Raw genomic sequence first — 23011 nt, 5'->3', positions numbered from 1 at the left:
GCTCGGTTCTCGGCCGACCTGAGGAGTGCGGGCGCCTCACCCGTGACGCGCCGGCGGGCCTCCCCGGAACTCTCACGATCTTTCTACGCGGCCTGCAACTCTGGCATTTGCCTGACCGGTACACGCCTTCACCGTCATTCCGGCCCCCTCTCGCCTGATTCCCTTGTGTGTGCGGGCAGACACGCCATGTCACGGGCGAGGTCTCCTTCCGATGTTTCCCGGACGCACGGCTCCGGGGCCGGGCCCCGCAGCGGGTACGGGGCGAACCGCCCGGCCGCGACTTCTGACCACACGAACGAACGGAGACGAACTTCAGTGAGCAAGGTGCTGTTGGTGCATGCCAAGGGTGGTCCGCCGCTCGGTCACGTCCTTTCCCGGGCGGCCGCGAGGTCGCAGGTGCACCTGCTGGCGCTCAGCGCCCTGCCGCCCTCGGTCGCCGGCTCCGCCGCGCGGCTGTGCGCCTCGGTCGAGACGCCGGCCGACGCGGAGCGGGCGAACCTGGTCTCCCTGATCGTCTCTCGGGCGCGGGCCGTCAGGGCGGAGGCGGTGCTCACCTTCTCCGAGTACGCGGTGGTGGCAGTCGCCGAGGCCTGCGAGGAACTCGGACTCGCCGGGGCCGGCAGCGCCTCGGCCCTGGCCCGCGACAAGCGGCTGATGCGCCGCACCTGGCAGGAACACGGGCTGCCACAACCGGAGTTCCGCCCCGTCGCCACGGAGGCGGACCTCCACGCGGCCACCGAAGCACTGACCTTCCCACTGCTGCTCAAGGCGGCCTGGAGCGCGGGCTCCACCGCGCACCAGATCATCCGCTCCCCCCACGAGGCCTCTGCCGCCTGGTCCCGCTCGCGGGAAGTAATGGCCGAATCAGCCCAGTTGGGTTACGCGGAACTCCACGTGGCCGAGGCCCAGGCGGACTTCGTCGTCGAGGAGATCGTCACCGGACTGGCCACCGACTGGTTCGACGAGCCCGGCTGGGGCGACTACGTCAGCGTCGAGGGCGTCGTGGCCGACGGCGTCTTCCACCCGGTCTGCCTCAGCGGCCGGATGCCCACGGTCGAACCGTTCACCGAACGCGCGGGCATCACCCCCGCCCTGCTGCCGCCAGAGGCCCAGGAGCGTGTCGTGGCCCTCGCCCGGGAGGCCGTGGACGCCCTCGGGCTCAGCAACTGCGGTACGCACACCGAGATCAAGCTCGGGGCGGACGGCCGCATGTGGCTGATCGAGACGGCGGCCCGGCTGGGCGGCGCGATGACCGTCCCGCAGATCGAGGAGGTCTTCCACCTCGACCTCGTCGGCATGCTGGTCGACCACCTCCTCGGCCGCCCGGTCGACTGGCCTCAGCAGGCGCGTACCCCCGCGCAGGCCAGCGGCGCGGCCGGCTCCCTCGTCGTCCTCGCGGTCGACGGCAGCGGCGAAGCCTGGCAGGACCTGCGGGTCTGGGACTTCCCGGTGGTCTCCGCGGGCGTCCCGCTCAGCCGCGGCAGCGAGTTGTCCGTGGTCACGGAGAGCTCGCTCGCCGACGGCAGCGTCGTACCGGTCTACGACCCGGCCGCCGGGGCCAACACCATGGCGGCACTGTGCCTGCTCTCCGCCGCCGACCCGCGCACCGTGCTCCGCGACTTCGAGGCCCTGATCGACGCCCTGCCCCGGGTACTGCCCGAGGGAGCCGCCATATGACCGCCACGCTCTCCACCGGCGCACCGGAACCGGCGACGGACCGTACGGTCGTCGGCGGGAACCTCTCGCTGCCGCTGTTCCGGACCCTTTCGGGGGTGCTGGCAGGTCACCCGTACCTCAAGGTCGTCGTCGACCGCACCGAGGACACCTGGCACCTGCTCGACACCGCCGCGCACCCCTTTCACGTCAACTACATCGCCACCCGGGTCCTGGGCATGGAACTGTCCGAGCTGGACGCCGGCCTGGACGCGTTCAACGCCTCCGTGTACACCGACCCCGGGCGCCGCTTCCTCCTCGGGGTGCTGTCCCTGCACACGGAGCAGGAGGCGGAGGGCCGCGAACGGGTCTTCCTCGTCCTGGAGACGACCGAGGCCGACACCATGCACGGCGCACTGCTGGAGTCCTTCTACGAGTTCGTCCGGGAGCGCGTCGACGGCAGGCTGCCGCTGCTGCTCAAGCCCGCGAACCACGGCCAGGAAGAGGAGCTGACGGCGATCAGCGAGCCGCGGTTACCGCGCATCCTCGGCCACGAGCTCTTCGGCACGCGGAACCGGACACCTCTGAACCCCGGCGACGCCACCGGGCGGCTGCGCTTCTTCCGGACCCGTGAGGAGTACGCCGCCGCCGAGGCCGGGCTCGGCTGGGCCGACATCGTCGCTATGCCCTGCCTGCCGGACGACGTACCGCGCGTGGCCGGATTCCTCAACACGGCACAGATCACGCCTCTTTCGCACACCAACGTCCTCGCCTCCGGCTGGGGCATCCCCAACGCCATCGTCCGCGACCTGGAACAGCTCGTCGAGAAGGACGGCCTGGACGGTGCGTGGGTCCGCTACCGGGTGCGCGAGGACGAGATCAGTCTGGAGCGGCTGGACCGGGAGCCCGCCCTGCAGGCCCCGGCCTGGCACCGGCAGCGCATCCGTCTGGAGCCGCCCCTGCTGGAGGACGCGCCCGTGCTGTCCCTGCACCGGCTGCGCAGCGACGACCGCGACCGGTACGGCACGAAGGCGGCCAATCTCGGCGAGCTGCACCACGTCCTGGACAGCCGCACGGCCGATCTCACCGCCTTCTACGGACGTCCCCGCCCGCCGCGTGACGACCTCTACGGGCACCTCTCCGTCCGGCTCGGTCTGCACGCGCCCTCCGCAGCCGAACTGCGTTCGGCAGCAGCCGCGTTCGTCGCGGCGACGGTCGGTGCGCCGGACGGCGTCGCGCTGCCCTTCGCGCTCCAGCACGCCTTCCTCACCTCCTCTCCGGCGCTCCAGCAGGGCATCGGCAAGCTGAAGATGGCGCTGGAACTCGACGCCACCGACATGCTGGACGCGCTCTGTCTCCAGCTCCAGCACCTGATCCGCCACACGCCCATGCCCGAGACCGTCACCCGGCAGATCAGGCAGGCGTTCCCCGCGCCACTGGCCGCGGGCAGCCGCCTGGTGGTGCGCTCCTCCTCCAACGCCGAGGACCTCCCCGGCTTCTCCGCGGCCGGTGTCTACGACTCCGTCACCACCGTGCGCGGCACCGCCGAACTCCTCGATGCCGTAAGGCAGGTGTGGGCCTCGCTGCTGTCACCGCGCAGCGTCCGGCTGCGTCACCAGGTCGGCATCTCCCTGGACGACACGTACATGGGAGTGATCATCCAGGAATACGTCCCCGCCTCCCTCGGCGGCGTCCTGGTGACCTGCAACCCGACCCGGCGCGAGGACTTCCGCAACGTCTACCTCAACTGCTCCCCCGGCTCCCCCGAGCAGGTCGTCGAGGGCTCCGTGCTGCCGCAGCAGTACCTGTACAACACGGTGGAGGGCGGGGGCCGCACCGTGGCCCTCGGCTCCTGGGGTGAGGGGCTGCCCGCCGCCACCCGCGCCCGGCTCGCCGACCTGTCGCTGACGGGACGGCTCCTGCAGTCCCACTTCAGCGCGGACGACGTGGACCGGCCGCTGGACATCGAGTGGCTGATGAGCGACCGGGGCGAGCTCCGCCTGGTCCAGATCCGCCCCTACGCGCTGTGAGGGCCCGCCTCCCCTGGGCGCCCTCCACCGGCCGGACCGGCGGCGCCCTGACCGACACGGCCCGCCGGATCATCCGCCTGAACTACGGCTTCCAGCTGCTGTTCAACCTGCTGTGGTGGATGCCGGTGTTCTACGCCTACCAGAAGGCGGCCGGGCTCTCGGACGGGCAGATCTTCGGCATCCAGAGCATCTACTACGTGGCGTTCTGCCTGTTCGAGATCCCGACCGGGCTCATCGCCGACCGGATCGGCACCCGCAACTGTCTGCGGGCCGGGGCCGTCGTGATGACGGCGGCGAACCTGGCACCGGTGTTCAGCGCCTCGTACACCGGATTCCTGCTCCACTTCCTCGCGATCGCCGCGGGCCGCTCGCTCACCTCGGGAGCGGCGAGCGCCTATCTGTACGACGGGCTGCGGGCGGAGAAGTGCGACGAGCACTACCTGAAGGCGGAGGGCACGGCGCGGGCCCTGGGGCTGGCGGCCAAGGTCGTGTGCTGGCCGCTGGTCGGGCCGCTGATGGCCCTCGCCCACACGGCCCCGTACGTGCTGAGCGCCGCCAGCGCGGCGGGCTCCCTGGCCTGTGCGGTGGCCCTGCCCCGGCTGACCGTCCCGGGGGACGCGGCCGGGGCCGGGAAGGCCGGCGGACGAGCGGGGGGCGGGCGCCGGGGCGGGGCGTTCCTGCGCGACGCGGGCTCCGCGCTGCGCTGCGTCGCCTCCTCGCCGTGGCTCGCCCTGGTGATGGTGCAGGGCGTGGCGGTGTTCACGCTCTCGCGGATCTGCCAGGTCAACCTCTTCCAGCCCATCCTGCTGGACCACGGCATCGGTGAGTCCTCGCACGGCGGGGTGCTGGCCGCCATGACGGTGGCGGAGGCCGTGGCATCGGCCAGGCCCCAGTGGCTGAGCCGCCGGCTGACGCCGGTGGCCTGGGTATCGGTCCTGAGCCTGGCGCTCGCGGGCACCCTGGCCGGGCTCACCCTGGGCGGGCCCTGGGCGGTGGTCGCCCTGCTCTGCCTGTTCGCCGCCGCCACCGGCTTCGCATACCCGGTCCAGCGCAAGCTGGTGAACGACGCCGTGCCCGCCCACGCACCACGGGCCACCCTGCTCTCGGTGGAGAGCATCGTGGACCGCGCGGTGTGCGCACTGGCCGCGGTGGCCGCGGGCGCGTACCTCTCCGCCGGGCGCCTGGACGCCCTGCTCTGGCACAGCGCCCTGGCGACCGCGGTGCTGCTCGGGGTCTTCCAACTGGTGCTGCGCAGCGGGGTGGTGAAGCGTCCCTCCGACCGGACGGCCCCGGGCGTACGGCTGGATGCCGTCGCCGACGGTGCGGGCCGTCCGGCCGGAGGGGGGCGCCGGCAGGCGGACACGCCTTCCTAGGAAGGCGCGCGTCGCCGGCGGGCGTCAGCCGGGCAGGTGGGCGAGCAGCTCGATCAGCGGGGCCGGCAGGAAGGCGGGCCGGGCGGGCTGTCCGATCCGGTACGCCACGTAGCCGAGCGAGGCGGCGGTGTCGGTCTCCTCGGCAGTCTCGGCCTGGTAGACGAGACGGCAGCCACCGGACGCGTCCCGGGCGCGTTCCCAGAGGGCGGGCGCCGGCTTGCGCTCGGCCTCGGTGCGCGGGGTCAGGATCCGGTCACCGAAGTCGTCCCAGGCGAAGGGCGTGCTGCCCGTCCAGGTGCTGTCGACCTCCTTCTTGAGCACGGCCGCGCGCGCGGCGTCGGTCGTGCCCCAGGAGGACGGCACGTTGGTGATCAGCCCGACCTTGATGTGGCGTTTGCGCAGTGCGGCCAGGTGGGCGGCCGCGTCCTGCCGGTAGCCCGTGGTGTCGTCGTCGGCCGTGTGGACCAGGGTCTCGCCCAGGTCGAAGTACACGACGACACAGCCGCGTTCGGTACTGGTCCGAGGAGCGACGGGCGTCCCCGTGGACCCGGCGGTCACCGGTAAGGCCGCACTCGCCGTCGTGACCAGCGCGGTCGACGCCACGGCGGCACCCAGTGTGAGGCTCAGACGGACGAGGCCCCGGGAGGCGGTTCTTCTCATGGCGTCGGCGCCCTTCTCCTTGACGCATCACAGCGATGCGTAAATGTTCAGTACATGACACATGACGCCACACTTTTTCGTTCGGGGCACGCACATTCCGGGAAGATCTTTCCCGTGTCCTCCAATCCGGTCGTCCGACGGCTGACTTGCACGTGGACCGGTCCGCGCCCGGACGGCTCAGGCGTCCGGGCGACGCCTGGCGAGCCAGGCGACGATCTCGGGGTCTCGGTGGTCGAAGAACAGCGAGGCGCCGGTGTCGAGCGTGGCGATCCGCGCCAGCTGCTCGTCGGTGAGCCGGAAGTCGAAGACGTCGAGGTTCTCCGCCATCCGCAGAATGCAACCTCACTGAACGCACCGCAGCGTCGCCACCGCCCGCCCCGAGCAGAAGGGACATAGACGCCCCGCCGCGACACGGCCGTACCCCCGTCGGCACCTGCCGACGGGGGTACGCATCTCTCACATCACTCTCACCAACACCGCGGACGCTCCTGGATCACAGCGACGTGACCTGCACTTACGTGCCTTCCCTAGACCACCCTGGACCGCACAAGACACGATTTACAACCTGTGCCAGGTGGGACCGTCAGCTCGGAGCCGCCAACTCAACACAGCAACGTTCCCAGGGCCTGAATTGATCAAGATCGAGACAAGTTCGATCCATCACTCCCGGCTGGGTCTCCACGGTCACCGTGTTCACAGTCCGTGAGTTGCTGCCGTTGAGCCACCAGCACACAACGCATTCGCTGGCCGTGGACAGCTCCTCTTGCTGTGGCAGCCCACAGCGGCTTGACCGGACCGCAGCGCCACCATTCGTCGGCCAGACCGTTCACGCGAGGGGCATCCCGGAGCCCGGTCGCCTCAACCGACAGCCGAATCGACCTGACACTCAATCAGAAAAGTCAGCATCCGTCCTGGCTCACAAGGTCAGACGCGGGCACAGATGGGAACGCCGGTCCAGCGGAAGGCCTTCCTCTGAGGCACTCTCAGCCGCTTCCAGACCTCTCCCGCCCACAGCAACGACGCAGGCATGATCGGGCACACCTCGAAAGCCACGAACCCGTAAGAACCCGCAGCTCAGCGCACACGTCCACGCGGCTTCAGGGGCACAGCGGGCAGTGCGGGAGCCGGGAGCGGTGCACCGTCATAGCCGCGTACGGTGCCGAACCGATCACCGTTCATCCAGTCCTCCCGGGCCTGCATGATCTCGTCCTGGGTTCTGCCCACGAAGTTCCACCACATACCACGCTTCTGCCGTTTCATCCCAGCTCAGAGGCATGACGCACCATCCGTGGTCAGCAAAAGGTCAGCAAGCGACCCCGGAGGCCGAACGATGGCGAACAAGACCCTGGCCCGCGGCATGGGCACCTTCTTCAAGGATTGCCAGCACAGCAGGACCAGGTGGTCCAAGTGCCCTCACGAGTACACGATCAGGTATCGCAACGCCGCCGGAAAACAGACCGAGGAATCCGGGTTCGCTACTCAGGACAAGGCCATCGAGCGCCTGACCGAGGCGTACAAGGCCAAGAAGGCCGCCCCACAGAGCCAGACCAAGGCGGCGCGGATCGAGAAGTATGGGCAGATGCGCTTCGAGGAGTACGCCTCTGACTGGAAGTCGGCACAGCGTGACCTTTCCGAGAGCTCGCTGCGCCACCTCAACTCCTTGCTGGAGCACCACCTGCTCCCCGCACTCGGAAGCCGTCGTATGAGCACATTCGACCACAAGGTGGTTGACGGATTCATTCAGGCCATGGAGCGGCAAGGGGCCGGGCTGGCGACGCAGTCCAACGCCTTTGACAAGCTCAAGTCGATCATCCTCGATGCCCACCGGCTGGGCCTCTACGACGAGAACCCGCTGGAGGGAGTGAAGCCCCCGCAGTACGACCCGAAGCGCGCAGTGATCCCCTCTCCAGAGAAGCTCCAAGAGATCCGTGCCGCCGGCGACGATGATCTCCTGCTGATCACCGACCTGATGAGCGGCTGCGGCATGCGCAATGGCGAGGCAGCCGCAGTCAATATCAACAACATAGTCGCCGATGACGTCTATCGAATCACCGAGCAGGTGAACCAGACAACAAAGAAGTACGGCCGCCTCAAACACCGAAGGGTAGGTGAATATCGCGACACCCCCCTCCCCGCCCGCACGAAGGAAACGATCCTCTGGTATGCGGAAAAGTATGGAACAAGCTCAGACGGGTACCTCATGCATCACCCACGCGACGCTAACCAGACATATCCAGCTCACAGTCTCTCCAACCAGTGGGCTCGAATCAAAGCTTCAGGAGACGTTGAGATTCCCGAAGGGCTGGTCATCTACAGCTTCCGGCACTACTTCGCCTCGAACTGCTTGAGCCACGGGATCCCAATCACTGATGTAGCAGAGTGGATGGGCCACAGGAGTCTGGACATCACCTTCAAGATCTACCGCCACCTCATGCCTGGCTCGATCGGCCGGGCCGCCAAGATCCTCAATATGGGTCTCGCCGCCTGAGTAAGTGGAGCCCCAGCCTTGAACAACGACTGGGGCCCGCACCTAGAAAACTATTTCAGCCAGGGGACGACTGCTGGCGAACCCAAGCTTGCACATCTGCAATTTTGAACTGGATCTTTGCATTGCGACCGCTCCCGAACTTGTAAGGCTTGAGCCCCGCCTTCGGGGCCTCCCGATACACCCACTGCACCGACATATTCAGATATTCGGCTACTTCCCTCACATCCATGAACTGCACAGGCATACTTCTTCAGAGCTTCCCGCTTGGCGGTCAGGAGGGGTCCCTCCATCACGCCGAACCATCACAGAAGGGCGCGGCTTGGAGTGGATGGAACATTGTGATAAGAAATCCCCCCTCGTACGGCCCCCGGAAAAGCATCAGACCTCGATACCGAACTTGATCGGGTGATGTCGGGCTGTTCGTCAGACAGCGTAAAGCTGGCCTCGGGATTCCTTATTCGGTGAGATATGCGCAGGGCGGCTAGGCTGATGTCGAGGGAGCCGCGCGGGAACGGGTCCGGCGCCAGGCCGTGACTCGCTTCGAGGCTGGCGGGAAGAATCGGGAGATCGCTGCCACGCTGGAGTCGCCTCGACGTGTGGGACAACCTGCGCATGCACCTGGTCGCGCCACTGAGGGAGTTCTTCGAGGCCAATACCTCAGGGCTCACCGTGTTCCAGCTACCGACGTACGCCCCGGACCTCAACCCGCAGGTAGGCATCTAGGGGGTGTTGTGAAAGTCCTGGTCGCACGTGGTCTGGCGCCAAGGGGTGGCGTCGATGTCAGCGGTGCTGTGCATGATCGGCGAGTCAGCTCGTCGTAGAGAGGAAAGTGCCGTGCCGATCACAAACCAGCAGGTATTGGGACACGCATTCCTGCGGGAGATGTTCGACGACTCGTACTTCCCTGATCGCATAGTCGAACGGGGCAGGGGGATTCTGCTGAGTCTGTGCGAGCGCATCGAGGCCGAACGGCCGTCGGATCTGGAGGCCCTGTATGCGCTCACCCAGGCTGCCACCGAGGAGTTCAACCTACTGGACAGGGAGTTCATGGCGGCCGGGAGCGGGATCGAGACGGTCGCTCGCGAGTGGATCTGCGACGAGTTCTGCTTCGTCGCATCGGCATACGAGTTCACGGACGCGGATGCGGAGGAGCTGACCGCCGGCCGGGACTGGTGACCGAGGACGGGAATGCCACCCCGGTCAGAGCCACTCGTTGAGAGTTGCGATCAGCACGGTCGCCTCATAGCGAACAGCGAGCTTGTCGTACCGCGTGGCGACAGCACGGTGCCTCTTGAGGCGGTTGATCCCGCACTCGACCGCATGACGCTCACGGTAGTCAGCCTTGTCGAACTTCGGCGGTCGACCGCCGCGGGAGCCGAGCTTCCGCCGGTTCCGCGCCTGGTCGGCCTTGTCGGGGATGGTGCAGCGAATCCCGCGGCGACGCAGGTAGGCGCGGTTCTTGCGGGAGGCGTAGGCCCGGTCCGCCCGCACCCGATCGGGGCGGACCCGCGGCCGACCCGGTCCGACACGGGGCACGCGGACCCTCTCCAGAACAGCTTCGAACTGCGGCGAGTCCCCGCGCTGCCCAGCGGTCACCACGATCGACATAGGCTTCTGCCCCTGCTCCACTGCCAGGTGAAGCTTGGTAGAGAACCCGCCGCGCGACCTCCCCAGCCCATGGTCGCCAGGCTCCGTGAAGATGCCGCCCGGCGGTTCCTTCTGAAGGTCGCCGTGCTTGCGAGCTCCAGCCGCATGCTGATGCGCGCGGCAGACCGTGGAGTCGACGCTCAGGTCCCATGTGATCGCCCCCTTCGCGTCGGCCAGGGACTGGAGCCGGGTGATGATCCGCTGCCAGGTGCCGTTTCGCTGCCACCGGCGGAAGAGGTCGTAGACCCGGCTCCACGGTCCGTACTCGGCAGGGACGTCCCGCCACGGAACGCCGGTCCGGACACGGAACCGTATGCCGTCGATCAACTGCCGCCGAGCCCAGACCGGCGGTCGCCCTGCCCTGGCTCCCCTCGGCAACAACGGCTCCAGCACCGCCCACTGCTCGTCTGTGAGATCTCCCCGACCCATGAACCGTGATCATCCACAACCCAAGATCCACTTTCGATACACGGCCTAGTCCCTGGGCAAACGCGACATCGGCAACCTGGCCGCCGACCCTGGCCAGGTCACCCGCGCGGCGAAGCGCAAGCTCAAGATGCTGCCGGTACAGGCCGGAGGCGATCGATGGATGCTTAGCCGGCACCCGACCATCCCTGTCGTCGTGATCGTCAGAAGATACCGAAGAAGCGATGCCACCAGCTGGGCCGCTGAACGTGCGCGGGCAGTCTGCTCGGCCCGTCGTAGTCGCTCTCCAGCAATTCCTCGGCGGCCACGACATAGCCAAGCTCGACAAGCGCCCGGTTGACCTTGGCAAGGTCCGCGGTATCCAGCTCGCCCTCGGCCTGGGCGTCAGCCGTTCCGAAGAAGGCTCCCGGGTTGCCGGCGCAGACCAGAGCCAGCAAGCCGAACTTGCTCACGCCGCATACGGTTGCGACCCCGGGCACGACAACGCGTCCGTACTCGCTGGACTCCTGGGTGTCCTGCTCGGCCGTACAGGACACCCAGGAGTCCAGCACGGCCGTGCAGCGCGCTGCGAAGTCCTCTTCGAGCCGGGCCACCAGAACACCGAAGTGCATCGCGGCCTGGTCACGGTCGTAGTGCTTCGAACGCTCCAGCCACTCCCGCTCATCGAGCTCGCGCAGCAGCTCGGGGGCACCACCACACTCACCATTCCCCGACATCACCCATTCAAGTTCAGCAGCCGCTGTACCCTCTTGGCAACTTCGCGCAAGGCCCCGTGGCCTTCGTTCAGCCTGAGTCCAGCGTGTGGCCTGTCGGCACCGATGGTGATCGTCACGTACCGGCAGCCTCCGAGAAGGGCGAACTGGCCCTCGCCGCCGTGTGCGTCGGCCTCTGCGGCGGTGTGATCCGCATCGTCGCCGGGCACAGCATCTGGTGCAGCAGCCAGCCGCGGCCGATGGCTTGGGAAAGACGGTGCGGTCACCGTCGAGACCATGAACCGCGCATGAACCAATGCCGACCACTCCCCTCGACCTCCCCTTCTTCAGCTTTGCGATATCGCTGCGTTCCGGCTGGTTCGTGCGGTCAAATGGTCAAGTGCGGGCCGACAGGGCGGTCGGTGGCGAAGGGGGCTGCAGTGATACCTCGTGTCGAGACCTCTGCCCTACTATGCCCTGAGATGTTCGGGCGGGTCGAAGAAGTACCGGCGGCAGTACGAGCGGCCATCGCCCATCGTCTAGAGGAGGTGGCCGTGGCCCGCGGAGGCCTCCTCCACGCTTGCAGCGCGTTCAACTCCATCTACTTCGACTACGACCCGCGCCTCCGCCGCTATGTGCGCGACCCGGATCCCGACTGCTTCGCCACGGTCTCGGTCGGCGGCAGGCTTCCCGTGCTGCCGGCAGGGACGTTCGTCCGATTGACCCGCGGCAGTCGTGAACTATGGGGCGAGGTCGCTGCGGTGCTCGGCGCAGCAGCGGATGTCGATGAGGACGGTTGGACGGGAGCAGGCCGGTCCGGCGCTCCGGCGGAGGCGGATCAGGACCGGCAGCGCGTCATCATCGACACAGATATCTTTGGTCCCCTGAGTGTCAGCGAGTCGATTGAACGAGGGCGATGGCTCAGGCCAGGTGGCGGGCTAGAGAACGGACAGCTCGTAGGGCCCGTCCCTTCCTCGTGGGGCGATACCTCCGCGCGGGACCAGATCGGCTCGTTCGCCGCCTATCTCGCCGGTCCCGCCCGAGCTCTTCTCGACCTCGGCCCCCTGCCTGGCTGGCTCGATTCCGACTCCACGAAAGTGAGCGACGCCGATGTCGCGCGCTCGATCCGGACGGCTGTCGAATGCTTAGCGCAAATCATGACCACCGCCCCGGGCCTGCACACGTGGGGCCTGTACGCCAGGCCTGCCGCCGACGCAGTCTCGTTCAGCACCTCGAATACGTTCCAGGAGGTGCGGAGGGCTGTCTGCCGGCCCGCCCCCGGCAATCGGGCCCGCTACTCAGCTCTGTGGCCGCTCCTGGACGCCCTTGTCCGAGGAGGTGAGCACGGAGGTGGCCTCACCGGCGTCGCCGGGGCGGCCTTGGCGATTGACGCGAACCTGGCTCTCGCGGACGCGACGACAAGCCGCCAACTGCCCGACGGCATTGATCTCCGCGTTGATGACCTTTGGCAACATGGAGGCATCTGGAGGGCGCAACGTCTGCCAGTGAATGACGTCCTCCGAGAACTCGACCCCCTCACCCCGGCTGGCATCGGGTTCACGGAGAGCCGCGAATCACGCACTGGTGTCCCATTGTCTCCAGCCCCATCGGCCGGGTCGAGTAAGGCGGAACGCGGTGCGAGCCGGGTCACCGTCGTGCACATCGATGACGAGCTCCTCGTCCTGTCAGTCGCGGTGAGCCAGGCTGACCTGTCGGCTGGCAGGCTACGACTCACCCGCGCCGTCCTGGATCTGCTGCCACCCGGTGATCTGATCCTGCAACTCCACCACGGCGGCTCCCCTCATTCGGACGACGGGGCAGAGCAACATGTACGCAGACACGAAGACGCGGTCCAAGTGATCAATTGGCCGACCGCAATACCACCAGGGCTTCACCTGACCGTCGCGGCGGCGCGCGCCGGCAGACGGCTGGTAGCCACGAGTCTTCGGCTAACGAACCCCTTGGACGTCGCTGGCTTCGGGACCGTAAGCTGGGAATTTGACGAAGCACTCTTTTGCCTCGGCACCGGGTTGGACACCCCGCAAGGGACTCAGAAGAGTTGGCAGCCATGGGCGCCCTTGGTGGCCAGGGGACCATGGCGACCGGCCGTGGCGGCGTTGGAACACCTAATCGTCGAGGCCCTTAAGAGGGACGGCGATCGGGGACTTGCCGACAGCCGCCAACTCGACGGCCGTCGTCTCACCGCGGCCCTCTTTGGGCCGAACGTTCGTTCCGCTGCCCTGCTGTGGACCATCATCCACACCTGCGAAGACATGACCGTACTCGGATTGCTGACTCAGTCCCCGGGTCATTCGGGCGGGCCAGACGTGTTCACGTGGTGGCCGTCCACCCCTGAAGCAAAGGAAGCCAAAGCAGCGGCAGAATGGGGTGCCGATGATGCAGGTCCGCCTCTCAGCCGTCGTTGGATTCGCCCTCAGCGACGTCGGCTACCGCCTGAACAACGGCCTTCGCTCAAGTCGCAGCTCGACTACGCCCAGTGGCGTGTAGAAGTCGAGGGCATCGATGCCGACACCGAACTCCCGCCCGGCACAACCTTCGTGCACGGGCATCTGAAAGGGTCAGGGCCCGGGAAGCCTTGGCACCGACATGTACCCCATGAGCTGGAAGGCAATTCGGGAAACGGATGACCAAGGTCAAGATGACGTCTAAACCGCGTACCAAGGCCATCGGCCCGCCTCTCGAACTGGCGGAGGCAGTCAAAGAGGGGCTCGAACGACTAGGCGATCCCCTGAGTGATGTTCTCACCCTGCTCGATCAATCCCGCCTGAGTGACCTACTCAATAGAATGGGCAAGACTCGGCGGACGCGCCTATTGCAGCGACTGCACGTACCGGCCATGGGACGACTCACACCCACCGTCTGTTCACACGCGTTGACGCAGCTACGTTCAAGTCGGCCCCCTGCACAGCGGCAACAGGATGCCGAAACCCTTGGCAGCCCCCTCTTTGAAAGCCTCGCCCAGGAGCGAGTCGAATGGCTAGAGGGTCGCCGCAGCGGCGCTCTGGAGGAGAGCCTTGAGCAGGCCCCGCGCGACGAGCTGCTCCTCGCGGCGATCGCCTTCTGGGATACAGATCCCAGTCAGTCACACGTGCTCGCCTGGACCCTGCAGAATCGGGCATTGCCATCCTGGCCCGCAACGGAGGTGGAGACGCTCGCACGCTCATGTGCCCGGCTTTCCACAGAGTGGGGCGCGCTCTACGCGGTCGATCGGCTCTCGCCAACCGAGGCGGCGACAGGCCGGCCGGCGTCTACAGAAGAATGGCCCACAATCGTTCTGGACGGCGCCCGCCAATGCGAAGACACCGCTGAGCGGCTGGAAACCCTGTTGGAGCAGGCAACCAGCTCCGCGCGACAGGCCTGGGAGTCCCTTGGCCGGGGAGTCCTACCAGACTCGAACGCTTGGGAGCCCGTCCAGGCACTCCATTCGATGGCAGGAGCGCTGACATCCGCTCTGACAACGATCGATCCTGCGAGCGGATCTTTGTTTGAAGTTCCGGTTCGACTCGACAGTCTTCTGACGGCTCTTCACCACCGCGGAGTTGAGCTCAGAGAGAGGGAAGATCTGCTGTTTGGGCTTGACCGCGTGGTGCGCGTGGTGACGTCCCAGCCTCATCCTGCATTCGACAGCCTTCGAGCCCAGGCAGACAGGCTCGCTGCGCATGCAATCTGGTCCGCCGAAGACGCCAACCTCGCCAGGCTGCTTACAGACGTCGTCGCACTCTCCGACGCCGTCCAACGCGACGACGACCTGGGAGTGGAGCACCTAGACGGACGGTTGCGTGGGGCGCTGCCCGAGGAGCTGCGCGCGGTCGTGCTCCTCGTAGTCCGTGGCAAGGCCTCATTCCCAGCCGACGCCGACACGAACCGGGCCCTTCCCGCACCGCGCGCACCCGCCGCCGCGGCCGCGGTGCCCGAGCACGAGTCAGCTGATCCAGTGGTTTCCGCGACCCAAGGTGTATCGCGCGATTCGCCGGAAACTGGCGACGCTCTTGGACTGAGCAACGTTACCGGCACAGCTGTTCCTGCTGGGATCGAACCGTTGGCGAACGACCCCCACGGGGTTCCCATCCCGGAAGGTTCCTCGTCTCTAAAGAACGTCGGAGCCACTCCTGGTCTGCCCACAGGGGCCGACGATCAGGACCTGTCGCAAGAAGCGGAGCTGAGCCCGCTTCACATCGCAAGAAGCTGCGATGCTGTTCACGCCACGGCCGTCGAAACCCCTCCGAAAGCCCTTCCAGCCATTCCTCAGGAGCAACCCGCCACTCCCGCGCCGTCCTCGAAAGAGGAAAGCATTCATCCGAGCATCGTCCTGGAGTGCCTAGGCCAGCACGAGATCGCCCTGGCATATCACGCAGCGCAGGCAGCAGGCCTAGGAGAACTCGCCCCGGCCCTCAAGCTGTTCATCCTGGCCGACACCATGCGCAGCGCGACTGGGGTCTGCGCGGACATGTTCCTCAACGAGTCGGCGACTCGCCCCACCGAACCAGACAAGAGCCTCGGCTCGGTTGATCTCTTGCTGCGCGCCGCGGCCTTCCTACGTGTCTGCCTCGTCTGTGGAGATCCGGGAGTAGGCGAGGCCCTCCGCTTCGTCGCCGACCACGTTCAAGGCATGCCGACGCTCCACTCCATGCTCACGACGGTCGCTGAGGTCTGCGCCCGAGGCCAGTTGACCGCGCAGACGTTCGGACAAGAGGTAGACCGCCCCGCTCACGAAAACGATCTGAACGTCGATGTGACGTCGGTGAGCGCCCTGGCTCGCGGAAGCCTCACGGAGCCACGCACCCTGCACTTCCCACGAGCCAACGAAATCGTTCGTACGTGGTGGGCCGAAGACGGGCCCATCGGCTCGCTCTTGCATGCCGCTGCTGAAGACGACCGAACTCGCCTCGACACGGTCCGCTCCCAACTCCTGGCCCTGCGCAAGCCAGAGGCGCTGGGGAAGCTACTCTCCAAGACCGACACCGCTTTGAAGGGAAAGTCTTCTTCACGGCTCCAAGGCGCAGCACGACGGCGGATCCTGGATTACGCGCACGAATCACTGGAGATCGTGCACGAGTGGCTGACCTCCGTCCGGAACTCGGCCCCCATAGCACCTTCGCCCATCTTCAGCCACCTGGCCTCCCGTCTGGCTCCGCTGGCCACTGACCTCACCACGGAGATCCGCGCGTTGGAGGACTCCGTGGGCGCTTCTCACGATGCCCTGCTGCCAACTGCAGCACATCTGACGCTCGCATCCGTACGCGGGAGCATTGCCCTCTTGCGCACAGGACAGCTCGGCGGCCTCGAAAGCGCGCCGAACATCGCGCTCAACGTCGACCTACTGCGATGCACCGACCTTGAGTTCGACGCTGAGCTCTCCCCGCTGCGCGCAGCGACGTCAGATGATGTGTCCAAAGCACTCGTCACTTCATGGGAGACGGCAGCCCGTGACCACGCCTCAGCGGAGAACTACGCCACCGCCCGCACATCTCTGGAAATGTTCGAGTTGCAGGGCGGACGCAGCGAAGTCGTGAGCAAACTCAGAGGAGAGCACCACCGCCTGCGTGCCGACAGCCGTCGCGAGGTGGAGGCCCTGCGCCTCACTGTCACGCACCGCGCGGAGACAGCAGCTCGGCTCGGCCAGCTGGAAGAACCAGGACGCTCTCGAATCTCGGCACGCCTGGAGGCAGTCAAGCGGAACCTCGGAGGAGACAACCTGGGCACCGTACGACGCGAATGCACAGAAATCCTCGGACAGCTCGACATCCAGAGGGAGGAGGAACGGACCAAATTCCAGACCAAGGCAACCCAGTTACTGAACAACTCCGACGCCTCAGCATCCATGGCAGACAAGATCCGCGCGTTGATCTCCCAAGGAGACCTGGCGACCGCTGAGGAGTTCCTACTGGCCGTGCGCGAGGGGAACGAGCCGCCGTCCGTCGAGCCCGCCACAGACTTCAACGCCTTCTTTCCCACGGTCTGTGACGCACTGGAGTCAGGCATCACCCCCGAACTCATCCGGGAGGCCGGCAATGGAGGGACCCACCGCGGACTGGACTTCTCAGACCTGGCACCCGCTCAGCGATCTCAGACCGCTGACGCCCTGACCGCCCTGCAACAACTGCACACCCAGTGGAATACCTTCCGCACCCGCAAGCACCACCTGAAACTCACTCTGCGCCTGGCAGGCATCGAGTACATCGACGAGACAGACGCGGGACTCACGGGGCCGGCTACCCGGCGCTGGTTCGACATCACCGACGTGAAACTGGTCGGACCCTGCCGCCTTCCACAGTTCGGCTCGGGCTCGGACGGCCGACTGCGGGTAATGACCACCAGATCAGTATCCGACGCCCGCACCCTACTGGGTTGGATCGAACAGGACGTCAGTCCGCTCCCCGTGCTCGTGGTGGTAGCCGGGTCGCTGGGGGTCGCACAGCGACAGGCCCTCGCCCGTGAATGCGTGTCCCGACGGGACAAACCAGTACTCGTTCTCGACGCGTCCGCCCTGGCATTCCTGGCCGCTCGCGGCACCGGCCTGTTCGCCACCACCGAACGTGTCCTGGCGCCCTTCAGCGCAGTGATCCCCTACTTCCCGGAAGCAAGCGACACTCTGCCCGCCGAGATGTTCTACGGTCGCAGTGATGAACTGTCCGCCGTCCTGGACGCCCAAGGTTCGAGCATCCTGTACGGCGGCAGGCGGCTCGGAAAGTCCGCACTGTTGAAGGCCGCAGCCGCGCGATACAGGAAAACACGACATCACGTCAGTCGCTACATCCCCCTGCCCTCGGGAATGGGCCTGACCCCGGGAGACATCTGGGACCTACTCGCGCGCAGCCTGCATCAGTCCGGCATCGCCGAACGGCGCGCTCACAGGGCGAGCACCATGCATCAGGTCGAGGAAGATATTGACCGCTGGCTCCAGCACGACAAGGCACGCAAACTACTCATTCTCTTCGATGAATGCGACGAATTCTTCGACGGCGACGCTCGCGAGAATTTCGTACACACCACGGCCCTACGTAACCTCATGAGTTCCAGCGGACGAAGGTTCAAACCGGTATTTGCCGGCCTTCATCAGGTTCAGCGCTTCGCCTCACTTCCCAACCAACCGCTGGCCGGAGCTCACTTCGGAGAGCCCCTGGTAATCGGCCCCCTCAGCCCCGGAGCCGCCTTCCGACTCCTCTACGATCCCATGCAAGTACTCGGCATCCGCTTCGAGAGCGACACGCTGATTCACCGCGCCCTCGCCTATGCGAACTACCACCCGAAGATTATTCAGCACATCGGGCTTGCACTGGTACTTGAGACACACAAACGACGAACCCCCGCAGAGGGACCACCTTGGACGATCAACGAGGAGACCCTAGAACGAGTCATCGGGTCCGCCTCACTCGACAAAAGCATCCGGGACACCGTCCGCCTCACCCTCCACCTCGACCCGCGGTACAAACTCATCGCACTCGTCCTGGCACTGCACGCATACCGCCACGGAGTGGACCAGCCCATCGCAGGTCGCGAACTGCGCACCGAATGCGCCGAGTGGTGGCCAAAGACCCTCTCCGTAACTCCTCCCGACGAATACCGCGCGCTACTCGAGGAAATGGCCGGACTGGGCATCCTCGCCGCAGACGATTCCGGATGGCGTCTACGCTCATCCAACGTACTGAGGCTCTTGGGCAGCCCCACCAGCATCGAGGAAGAACTGTCCTCCCAGGAGGGCGAAGCCGTTACTGCTCTGTCTGCTGCACACTCGCGCAGGCCGCTCCCGGGCGGGCTCATCAGCCCCCTAACCGAGGCACAGATCGCAGACCTGACCAGGCGCCGCAACGGCCTCAGAATCGTGATCGGCACCAGAGCAGCAGGGCTCGAAGACGTCGAAGCAGCGCTTGTCGGTCAACAAGAACGTGTCACAAGCATCGCACCCCTGATCATCCCCAGCTCACCGAAGGACTACCGCAAGGAACTGCAGGCGGGCCGGGCAGGCCGCCAGCACCGAATCATCGTCAGCGACACCCGAGGCTTCGGACCCAGTGCCTTGCGCCAGTCGCTGGACCAGGCGCTGGCACTCCAGCCCCCGGAGGGCGTAAGCCGCTGTGTGGTCGCACTCTTGGACCCCTCTCAGATGGAACACCTAAGTGAGTTGACCAGCGCGGACGAGGAAAATATCGTGCTCCTCCAGCTCACCACCGCGGACGGCCTCCGTAGCTGGACCTCCAGCGAGGACCCAATGACGCCTTACTACGAACCGGCGCAACGAGCTGCGCTCCTGGAGGCCACCGGCGGATGGCCGATTGTCCTCAACCACCTCCTGACACTGGCCGTCAAGGGATACTCACCGCGAAAAGCTCTCGCGCAAGTCACAAACGAGATCAAGGGCAGTGAAGGTGTCCGCCTGCTGGAAGCAACCGGTCTGACTGAGGCCGTCGCACTCCACCCCTTGATGCACCAGCTGGTCGCAGAATTCGATGCCCCGCTCCCTCTCGACGACCTTCACGAACTACTCCAACCCGAGTATCCAAACATCGAATTCCTATTGACAGCTCTGCGCCGGATGAACGTCCTTGTCTATGGCGATTCACAAGGCCTCGCGGTAGAGCCGATCCTCGCCGCCGCATGGCGTCACCACGGGCCGCATTGATCCGAGACGGTGTCCCCGGCCGGACTGTGGGCCCGCTGAAACTACCCCGAGTCCACACCTCAAACACCGCAGCTCCTCCAGCCGACCGCCACCGCGTGAGATATCCGTTGGTCGCGCACTGATCCCACCCCTGGCCGACGCTCTTCGGCCAGGGGTGTCTACTTTCACGAGGTTGTTTTAGCCAAGGAGGGTGGGTAGGAAGCCATGCCCAATGAGTCTGGGTCCCGACCCGTCACGTGGTTCTTGTTCGGAACGCGGTGAGGCAAGCAGCTGCGGATATGCAAGCGAGGGCGACGAACAGGTGGGGGTATCCGCCGAGTGATACGGCCAGGGCTGCGCCGGCGAAGGGGGCGAGGGCTGAGGCGGCGGTGGTCGGCGCGGCAAGGATTCCGGACAGGCGGCCGTAGTGGGTGGTGCCCCATCGGTCGGTGATCGCGGTGGCCTGCAACAGGGTGATGTTGCCGCGGACCATGCCGGCCGCAATCGAGAGCACCACCAGCAGGACGTAGGGGCCGGAGGCCAGGGCGAGTGCTGCGATGGTGACGCCGCCGAGCGCGATGAGCGCGGCCGTTCGGGCAGTCACGCCGATTCGTGCGGCCAGTGTTGCGTACAGGGTGCGTCCGAGGGTCTGTCCGGCGCCGCCGAGTCCGAGTGCCCATGCCGCCTGACTGGTTGAGTACCCGCGCTCGATGAGTAGGGGGACCAGGGCGACGACTACAGCAGACATCGCGAAGGCCGAAAGAGTGAGGGCTGCGGCGAGCATCCAGAAGGGCCGGCTGCGTGAGACCGCGGCCGCGGAGTCGCCGGTGTGGGGAGACGGTGGCGGCGCGGCCGGCCAGGGGGCCTTGAGTGCGAATACGTGGGCGGGGATGGTCACGGCAGCAAGGATCATGGCAAGGACGGTGTAGGTCGTACGCCAGCTCATGTGGTCAGCGAGAGCTGCAGTCAGGGGTGCAAAGACGGTGGAGGCAAGTCCGCCGGCGAGGGTGACGATGGTGAGGGCGCGGACGTGATCGGGTGCCCACCAGCGGGTGAGTGCAGCGAATGCAGGCTGATAGAAGGTGGCCGCCATGGCCAGTCCTGCCAACAGCCAGCCGGCGAAGAACACCGGCAGGTTCGGCGCGGCTGCAATGACGAGCAGGCTTGCCACTCCGAGGACGGAGCCGGCGGTCATGACAGTGCGCGGTCCGCGGTGGTCGATGATCCGGCCGACCCGGATCCCGGCGAAGGCGGAGATGAACAGGGCTGCGGAGAACGCGGCTGTCGTTGCACCGGTGGACCAGCCGGTGTCGGCTGTGATGGCCGGGTTCAGTACAGGGAAGGCGTAGTAGATGATTCCCCAGCTGGTGATCTGTGTGGCGCACAGGGCGGGGAGCACTGCGCGGGGCCGCGACCGGTCTCCTGTTCCGGTCGCAGCCCCGCGGGCGTCGAGATTGGTCACGGGCAGCAGCCACCGGCCTGGACCGGAGCGAGCGAATCGGCTACGGCGGCCGGGTCGGCGCAGCAGGTGCTGCCCTCCTGCTTGGCCAGCGAGTCGGCGTCGGCCTTGACGACGTACACCTCCCACGGTTCCTGGCCGGGGCCGTGGACCCAGACCTTGTCCTGGAGGGCGTAGCAGCAGGTGGTGTCATTCTCGACGTCGGTCGCCAGCCCTTGGTCCTGGAGGCGGGTTGTGGCTGCATGGACTGCTTCGGTGGTGTCGACTTCGACGCCGAGGTGGTCCATGCGGGTGTCTGAGTCCGGTGCGCCTTGAACAAGGACGAGTTTGAGTGGCGGTTCGGCGATGGTGAAGTTGGCGTAGCCGTCACGCTGTTTCGCCGGTTCGGTGGCGAAGAGCTTGCTGTAGAAGGCGATTGAGGCTTGGAGGTCGGGGACGCGCAGGGCGAGCTGTACTCGGGACATGACGATCCTCCTGACGCAGGGTGGAAGCGACCCGGCCGAGGTTGGTCGGGGCGCCGATGTTCAGGACCCGCAGCACCCGCCGGATGCCGTGCCGGCAAGGGCCGCGACCGGAAGCGAGATTCCAGTTCCGATCTGTACGAGCGCCGGGGCTGCCGGGGCGCAGCAGCCGCCTTCGTCGTTCTGCCCTGCGGCGGGGTCGTCGAATAGTCCGGCGCCGCCGCAGACCCCGGTTTCGGGGAGGGTGAGTTCGACGCGGTCGGCGGCTTCGGTGTCACCGGCAAGGGCGGCCGTGACGGAGCGAACCTGTTCGTAGCCGGTCATGGCGAGGAAGGTGGGGGCGCGGCCGTAGGACTTCATGCCGACGAGGTAGACGCCCTGCTCGGGGTGGGACAGCTCGCGGTGGCCATGGGGGTAGACGGTGCCGCAGGAGTGCTGGTTCGGATCGATGAGCGGGGCGAGCTCCACCGGCGCCTGGAGGCGTTCGTCCAGGGCGAGGCGGAGTTCGGACAGGAAGGACAGGTCGGGGCGCAGGCCCGTCAGGACGATGACCTCGTCCACCGCGTCGAGGCGCCGGCCGTCCTCGCCGACCAGGACCAGGCGGTCGTCGTCGGTGGGCTCAATGACTTCGGTGCGGAATCCGGTGACGGCGTCAGCGTATCCGTTGTCGACGGCGGACTTGGCGGCCAGGCCCAGGGCGCCGCGGGCCGGAAGTTGGTCGGCGCTTCCGCCCCCGAAGGTAGAACCGCTGATGCCGCGGCGCAGGATCCACATCGCGTGCGTGCCGGGCTCGCCCTTCGCGACGTCGGCGAGGCTGGCCAGCGCGGTGAAAGCGGAGGCCCCGGAACCGATGACAGCAGTGCGCCTGCCCGCGTACCGGGCGCGGACGGCGGGGTCCTTGAGGTCGGGAATGCGGTAGGAGATACGGGCGGACGCGGCGTCTTCACCGAGGGCGGGGAGGCCGTCGGCGCCGATCGGGCCGGGGGTAGACCAGGTGCCCGACGCGTCGATCACGGCGCGGCCCAGGATCCGCTCCTCGACACTGTCGGTACGCGTGATGCGGACGGTGAAGGGCTGCTGTTCACGGTCCGCGTCGACGACCCGGTCGCGGCCGAGGCGGGAGACGCCGGTGACGGTCGCGCCGAAGCGCACCTTGTCCCCGAGGACATCGGCTAGTGGCTGGAGGTACCGCTCGGCCCATTCCCTGCCGGTGGGGTAGGTGTCCGCGTCGGGCCTGACCCAGCCAGTGGGCGCCAGAAGCTTCTCGGCGGCCGGGTCGACGAGTTCCGACCAGGTCGAGAACAGCCGCACATGCGACCAGTCGCGCACCGCGGTGGCGGCGGTGGGCCCGGCCTCCAGGACCAGCGGTTCGATGCCGCGCTCGACCAGGTGGGCGGCGGCCGCCAGCCCGGCGGGGCCGGCGCCGATGACGACAACCGGAAGGTCTGCAGTGGTGGTCATGGCGGTGATGTCCTCCGGGATAGGCGACCGTCACCGGCCGC

The 23011-nt window shown here is 66.8% G+C and carries 15 protein-coding genes and 2 pseudogenes; 8 read left to right on the top strand and 9 right to left on the bottom strand.

Annotated elements, in window-relative coordinates; translation table 11 throughout:
• The first annotated feature begins 315 nt into the window (after positions 1-315).
• The 3 genes from SH922_RS38140 to SH922_RS38130 are packed head-to-tail and all read left to right on the top strand — an operon-like array spanning position 316 to position 5056.
• Entirely contained in the window at positions 316-1677 is a 1362-nt protein-coding gene (locus tag SH922_RS38140; RefSeq protein WP_393063081.1) for an acetyl-CoA carboxylase biotin carboxylase subunit family protein, read from the top strand.
• Positions 1674-3683 carry a PEP/pyruvate-binding domain-containing protein gene (locus SH922_RS38135; RefSeq protein WP_393063080.1) on the top strand — a complete coding sequence of 670 codons (2010 nt, stop codon included), beginning with the start codon at positions 1674-1676 and terminating at the stop codon, positions 3681-3683. Before SH922_RS38140 ends, SH922_RS38135 begins: the two co-directional genes overlap by 4 nt.
• Positions 3680-5056, top strand: coding sequence for an MFS transporter (locus SH922_RS38130; protein ID WP_393063079.1), 1377 nt, complete (start codon positions 3680-3682; stop codon positions 5054-5056). The genes SH922_RS38135 and SH922_RS38130 overlap by 4 nt, the downstream gene beginning before the upstream one ends.
• Before the next feature lie 24 nt (positions 5057-5080).
• On the opposite strand, the gene SH922_RS38125 is transcribed toward SH922_RS38130, so the two are convergent.
• From SH922_RS38125 to SH922_RS38115, 3 genes and pseudogenes are all read right to left on the bottom strand, one after another.
• Positions 5081-5716 carry a hypothetical protein gene (locus SH922_RS38125; RefSeq protein WP_393063078.1) on the bottom strand — a complete coding sequence of 212 codons (636 nt, stop codon included), beginning with the start codon at positions 5714-5716 and terminating at the stop codon, positions 5081-5083.
• 177 nt (positions 5717-5893) lie between these two features.
• Positions 5894-6046: pseudogene (locus tag SH922_RS38120) on the bottom strand (aldo/keto reductase); the annotation flags it as partial.
• A 744-nt stretch (positions 6047-6790) separates the two neighbouring features.
• Positions 6791-6955, bottom strand: a pseudogene (locus tag SH922_RS38115) (pirin family protein); the annotation flags it as partial.
• Positions 6956-7046: 91 nt separating this feature from the next.
• Between SH922_RS38115 and SH922_RS38110 the strand changes: the two are divergent.
• Positions 7047-8204, top strand: a complete 1158-nt coding sequence (locus tag SH922_RS38110; RefSeq protein WP_393063077.1) for a tyrosine-type recombinase/integrase — start codon at positions 7047-7049, stop codon at positions 8202-8204.
• A 55-nt stretch (positions 8205-8259) separates the two neighbouring features.
• Here SH922_RS38110 and SH922_RS38105 read toward each other — a convergent pair whose 3' ends face one another.
• On the bottom strand, positions 8260-8433 hold the full coding sequence (locus tag SH922_RS38105; RefSeq protein ID WP_393063807.1) for a helix-turn-helix domain-containing protein: 174 nt from the start codon (positions 8431-8433) through the stop codon (positions 8260-8262).
• 365 nt (positions 8434-8798) lie between these two features.
• Here SH922_RS38105 and SH922_RS38100 point away from each other — a divergent pair, with 365 nt between their 5' ends.
• Positions 8799-8927, top strand: coding sequence for a transposase (locus SH922_RS38100; protein ID WP_393063076.1), 129 nt, complete (start codon positions 8799-8801; stop codon positions 8925-8927).
• A 111-nt stretch (positions 8928-9038) separates the two neighbouring features.
• On the top strand, positions 9039-9380 hold the full coding sequence (locus tag SH922_RS38095) for a DUF5713 family protein (RefSeq protein ID WP_085574665.1): 342 nt from the start codon (positions 9039-9041) through the stop codon (positions 9378-9380).
• A 24-nt stretch (positions 9381-9404) separates the two neighbouring features.
• On the opposite strand, the gene SH922_RS38090 is transcribed toward SH922_RS38095, so the two are convergent.
• Both SH922_RS38090 and SH922_RS38085 read right to left on the bottom strand, forming a co-directional pair.
• Positions 9405-10280, bottom strand: coding sequence for an IS5 family transposase (locus SH922_RS38090; protein ID WP_393063075.1), 876 nt, complete (start codon positions 10278-10280; stop codon positions 9405-9407).
• Positions 10281-10480: 200 nt separating this feature from the next.
• Entirely contained in the window at positions 10481-10993 is a 513-nt protein-coding gene (locus SH922_RS38085) for a hypothetical protein (RefSeq protein ID WP_393063074.1), read from the bottom strand.
• Positions 10994-11523: 530 nt separating this feature from the next.
• Between SH922_RS38085 and SH922_RS38080 the strand changes: the two genes are divergently transcribed.
• Complete coding sequence (locus SH922_RS38080) at positions 11524-13617, top strand: hypothetical protein (RefSeq protein ID WP_393063073.1); 2094 nt, start codon at positions 11524-11526, stop codon at positions 13615-13617.
• On the top strand, positions 13614-19610 hold the full coding sequence (locus SH922_RS38075; RefSeq protein WP_393063072.1) for a hypothetical protein: 5997 nt from the start codon (positions 13614-13616) through the stop codon (positions 19608-19610). Before SH922_RS38080 ends, SH922_RS38075 begins: the two co-directional genes overlap by 4 nt.
• Positions 19611-19842: 232 nt before the next feature.
• Here SH922_RS38075 and SH922_RS38070 read toward each other — a convergent pair whose 3' ends face one another.
• From SH922_RS38070 to SH922_RS38060, 3 genes are read right to left on the bottom strand one after another with little or no spacing between them, the layout of a single operon-like run.
• A complete protein-coding gene (locus tag SH922_RS38070) occupies positions 19843-21051 on the bottom strand; it encodes an MFS transporter (RefSeq protein ID WP_393063071.1) in 1209 nt (402 codons plus the stop codon).
• A complete protein-coding gene (locus tag SH922_RS38065; protein ID WP_393063070.1) occupies positions 21048-21512 on the bottom strand; it encodes an ArsI/CadI family heavy metal resistance metalloenzyme in 465 nt (154 codons plus the stop codon). The genes SH922_RS38070 and SH922_RS38065 overlap by 4 nt, the downstream gene beginning before the upstream one ends.
• Before the next feature lie 60 nt (positions 21513-21572).
• Positions 21573-22970, bottom strand: coding sequence for an NAD(P)-binding domain-containing protein (locus tag SH922_RS38060; protein ID WP_393063069.1), 1398 nt, complete (start codon positions 22968-22970; stop codon positions 21573-21575).
• Positions 22971-23011: the final 41 nt, after the last annotated feature.

Origin of the sequence: Streptomyces sp. LN549 (assembly GCF_043203805.1) — a bacterium.
Taxonomy (GTDB): domain Bacteria; phylum Actinomycetota; class Actinomycetes; order Streptomycetales; family Streptomycetaceae; genus Streptomyces.
Note: the sequence above shows the minus strand (reverse complement) of the source record. Positions and strands in the feature narration are given on the sequence as shown.

What these genes read in the sequence shown, in the direction of transcription:
- SH922_RS38090 (WP_393063075.1), bottom strand. Translation starts at nt 10,280, where the DNA reads ATGGGTCGGGGAGATCTCACAGACGAGCAGTGGGCGGTGCTGGAGCCG.
- SH922_RS38135 (WP_393063080.1), top strand. Translation starts at nt 1,674, where the DNA reads ATGACCGCCACGCTCTCCACCGGCGCACCGGAACCGGCGACGGACCGT.
- SH922_RS38075 (WP_393063072.1), top strand. Translation starts at nt 13,614, where the DNA reads ATGACCAAGGTCAAGATGACGTCTAAACCGCGTACCAAGGCCATCGGC.
- SH922_RS38085 (WP_393063074.1), bottom strand. Translation starts at nt 10,993, where the DNA reads ATGTCGGGGAATGGTGAGTGTGGTGGTGCCCCCGAGCTGCTGCGCGAG.
- SH922_RS38110 (WP_393063077.1), top strand. Translation starts at nt 7,047, where the DNA reads ATGGCGAACAAGACCCTGGCCCGCGGCATGGGCACCTTCTTCAAGGAT.
- SH922_RS38105 (WP_393063807.1), bottom strand. Translation starts at nt 8,433, where the DNA reads ATGGATGTGAGGGAAGTAGCCGAATATCTGAATATGTCGGTGCAGTGG.
- SH922_RS38125 (WP_393063078.1), bottom strand. Translation starts at nt 5,716, where the DNA reads ATGAGAAGAACCGCCTCCCGGGGCCTCGTCCGTCTGAGCCTCACACTG.
- SH922_RS38060 (WP_393063069.1), bottom strand. Translation starts at nt 22,970, where the DNA reads ATGACCACCACTGCAGACCTTCCGGTTGTCGTCATCGGCGCCGGCCCC.
- SH922_RS38065 (WP_393063070.1), bottom strand. Translation starts at nt 21,512, where the DNA reads ATGTCCCGAGTACAGCTCGCCCTGCGCGTCCCCGACCTCCAAGCCTCA.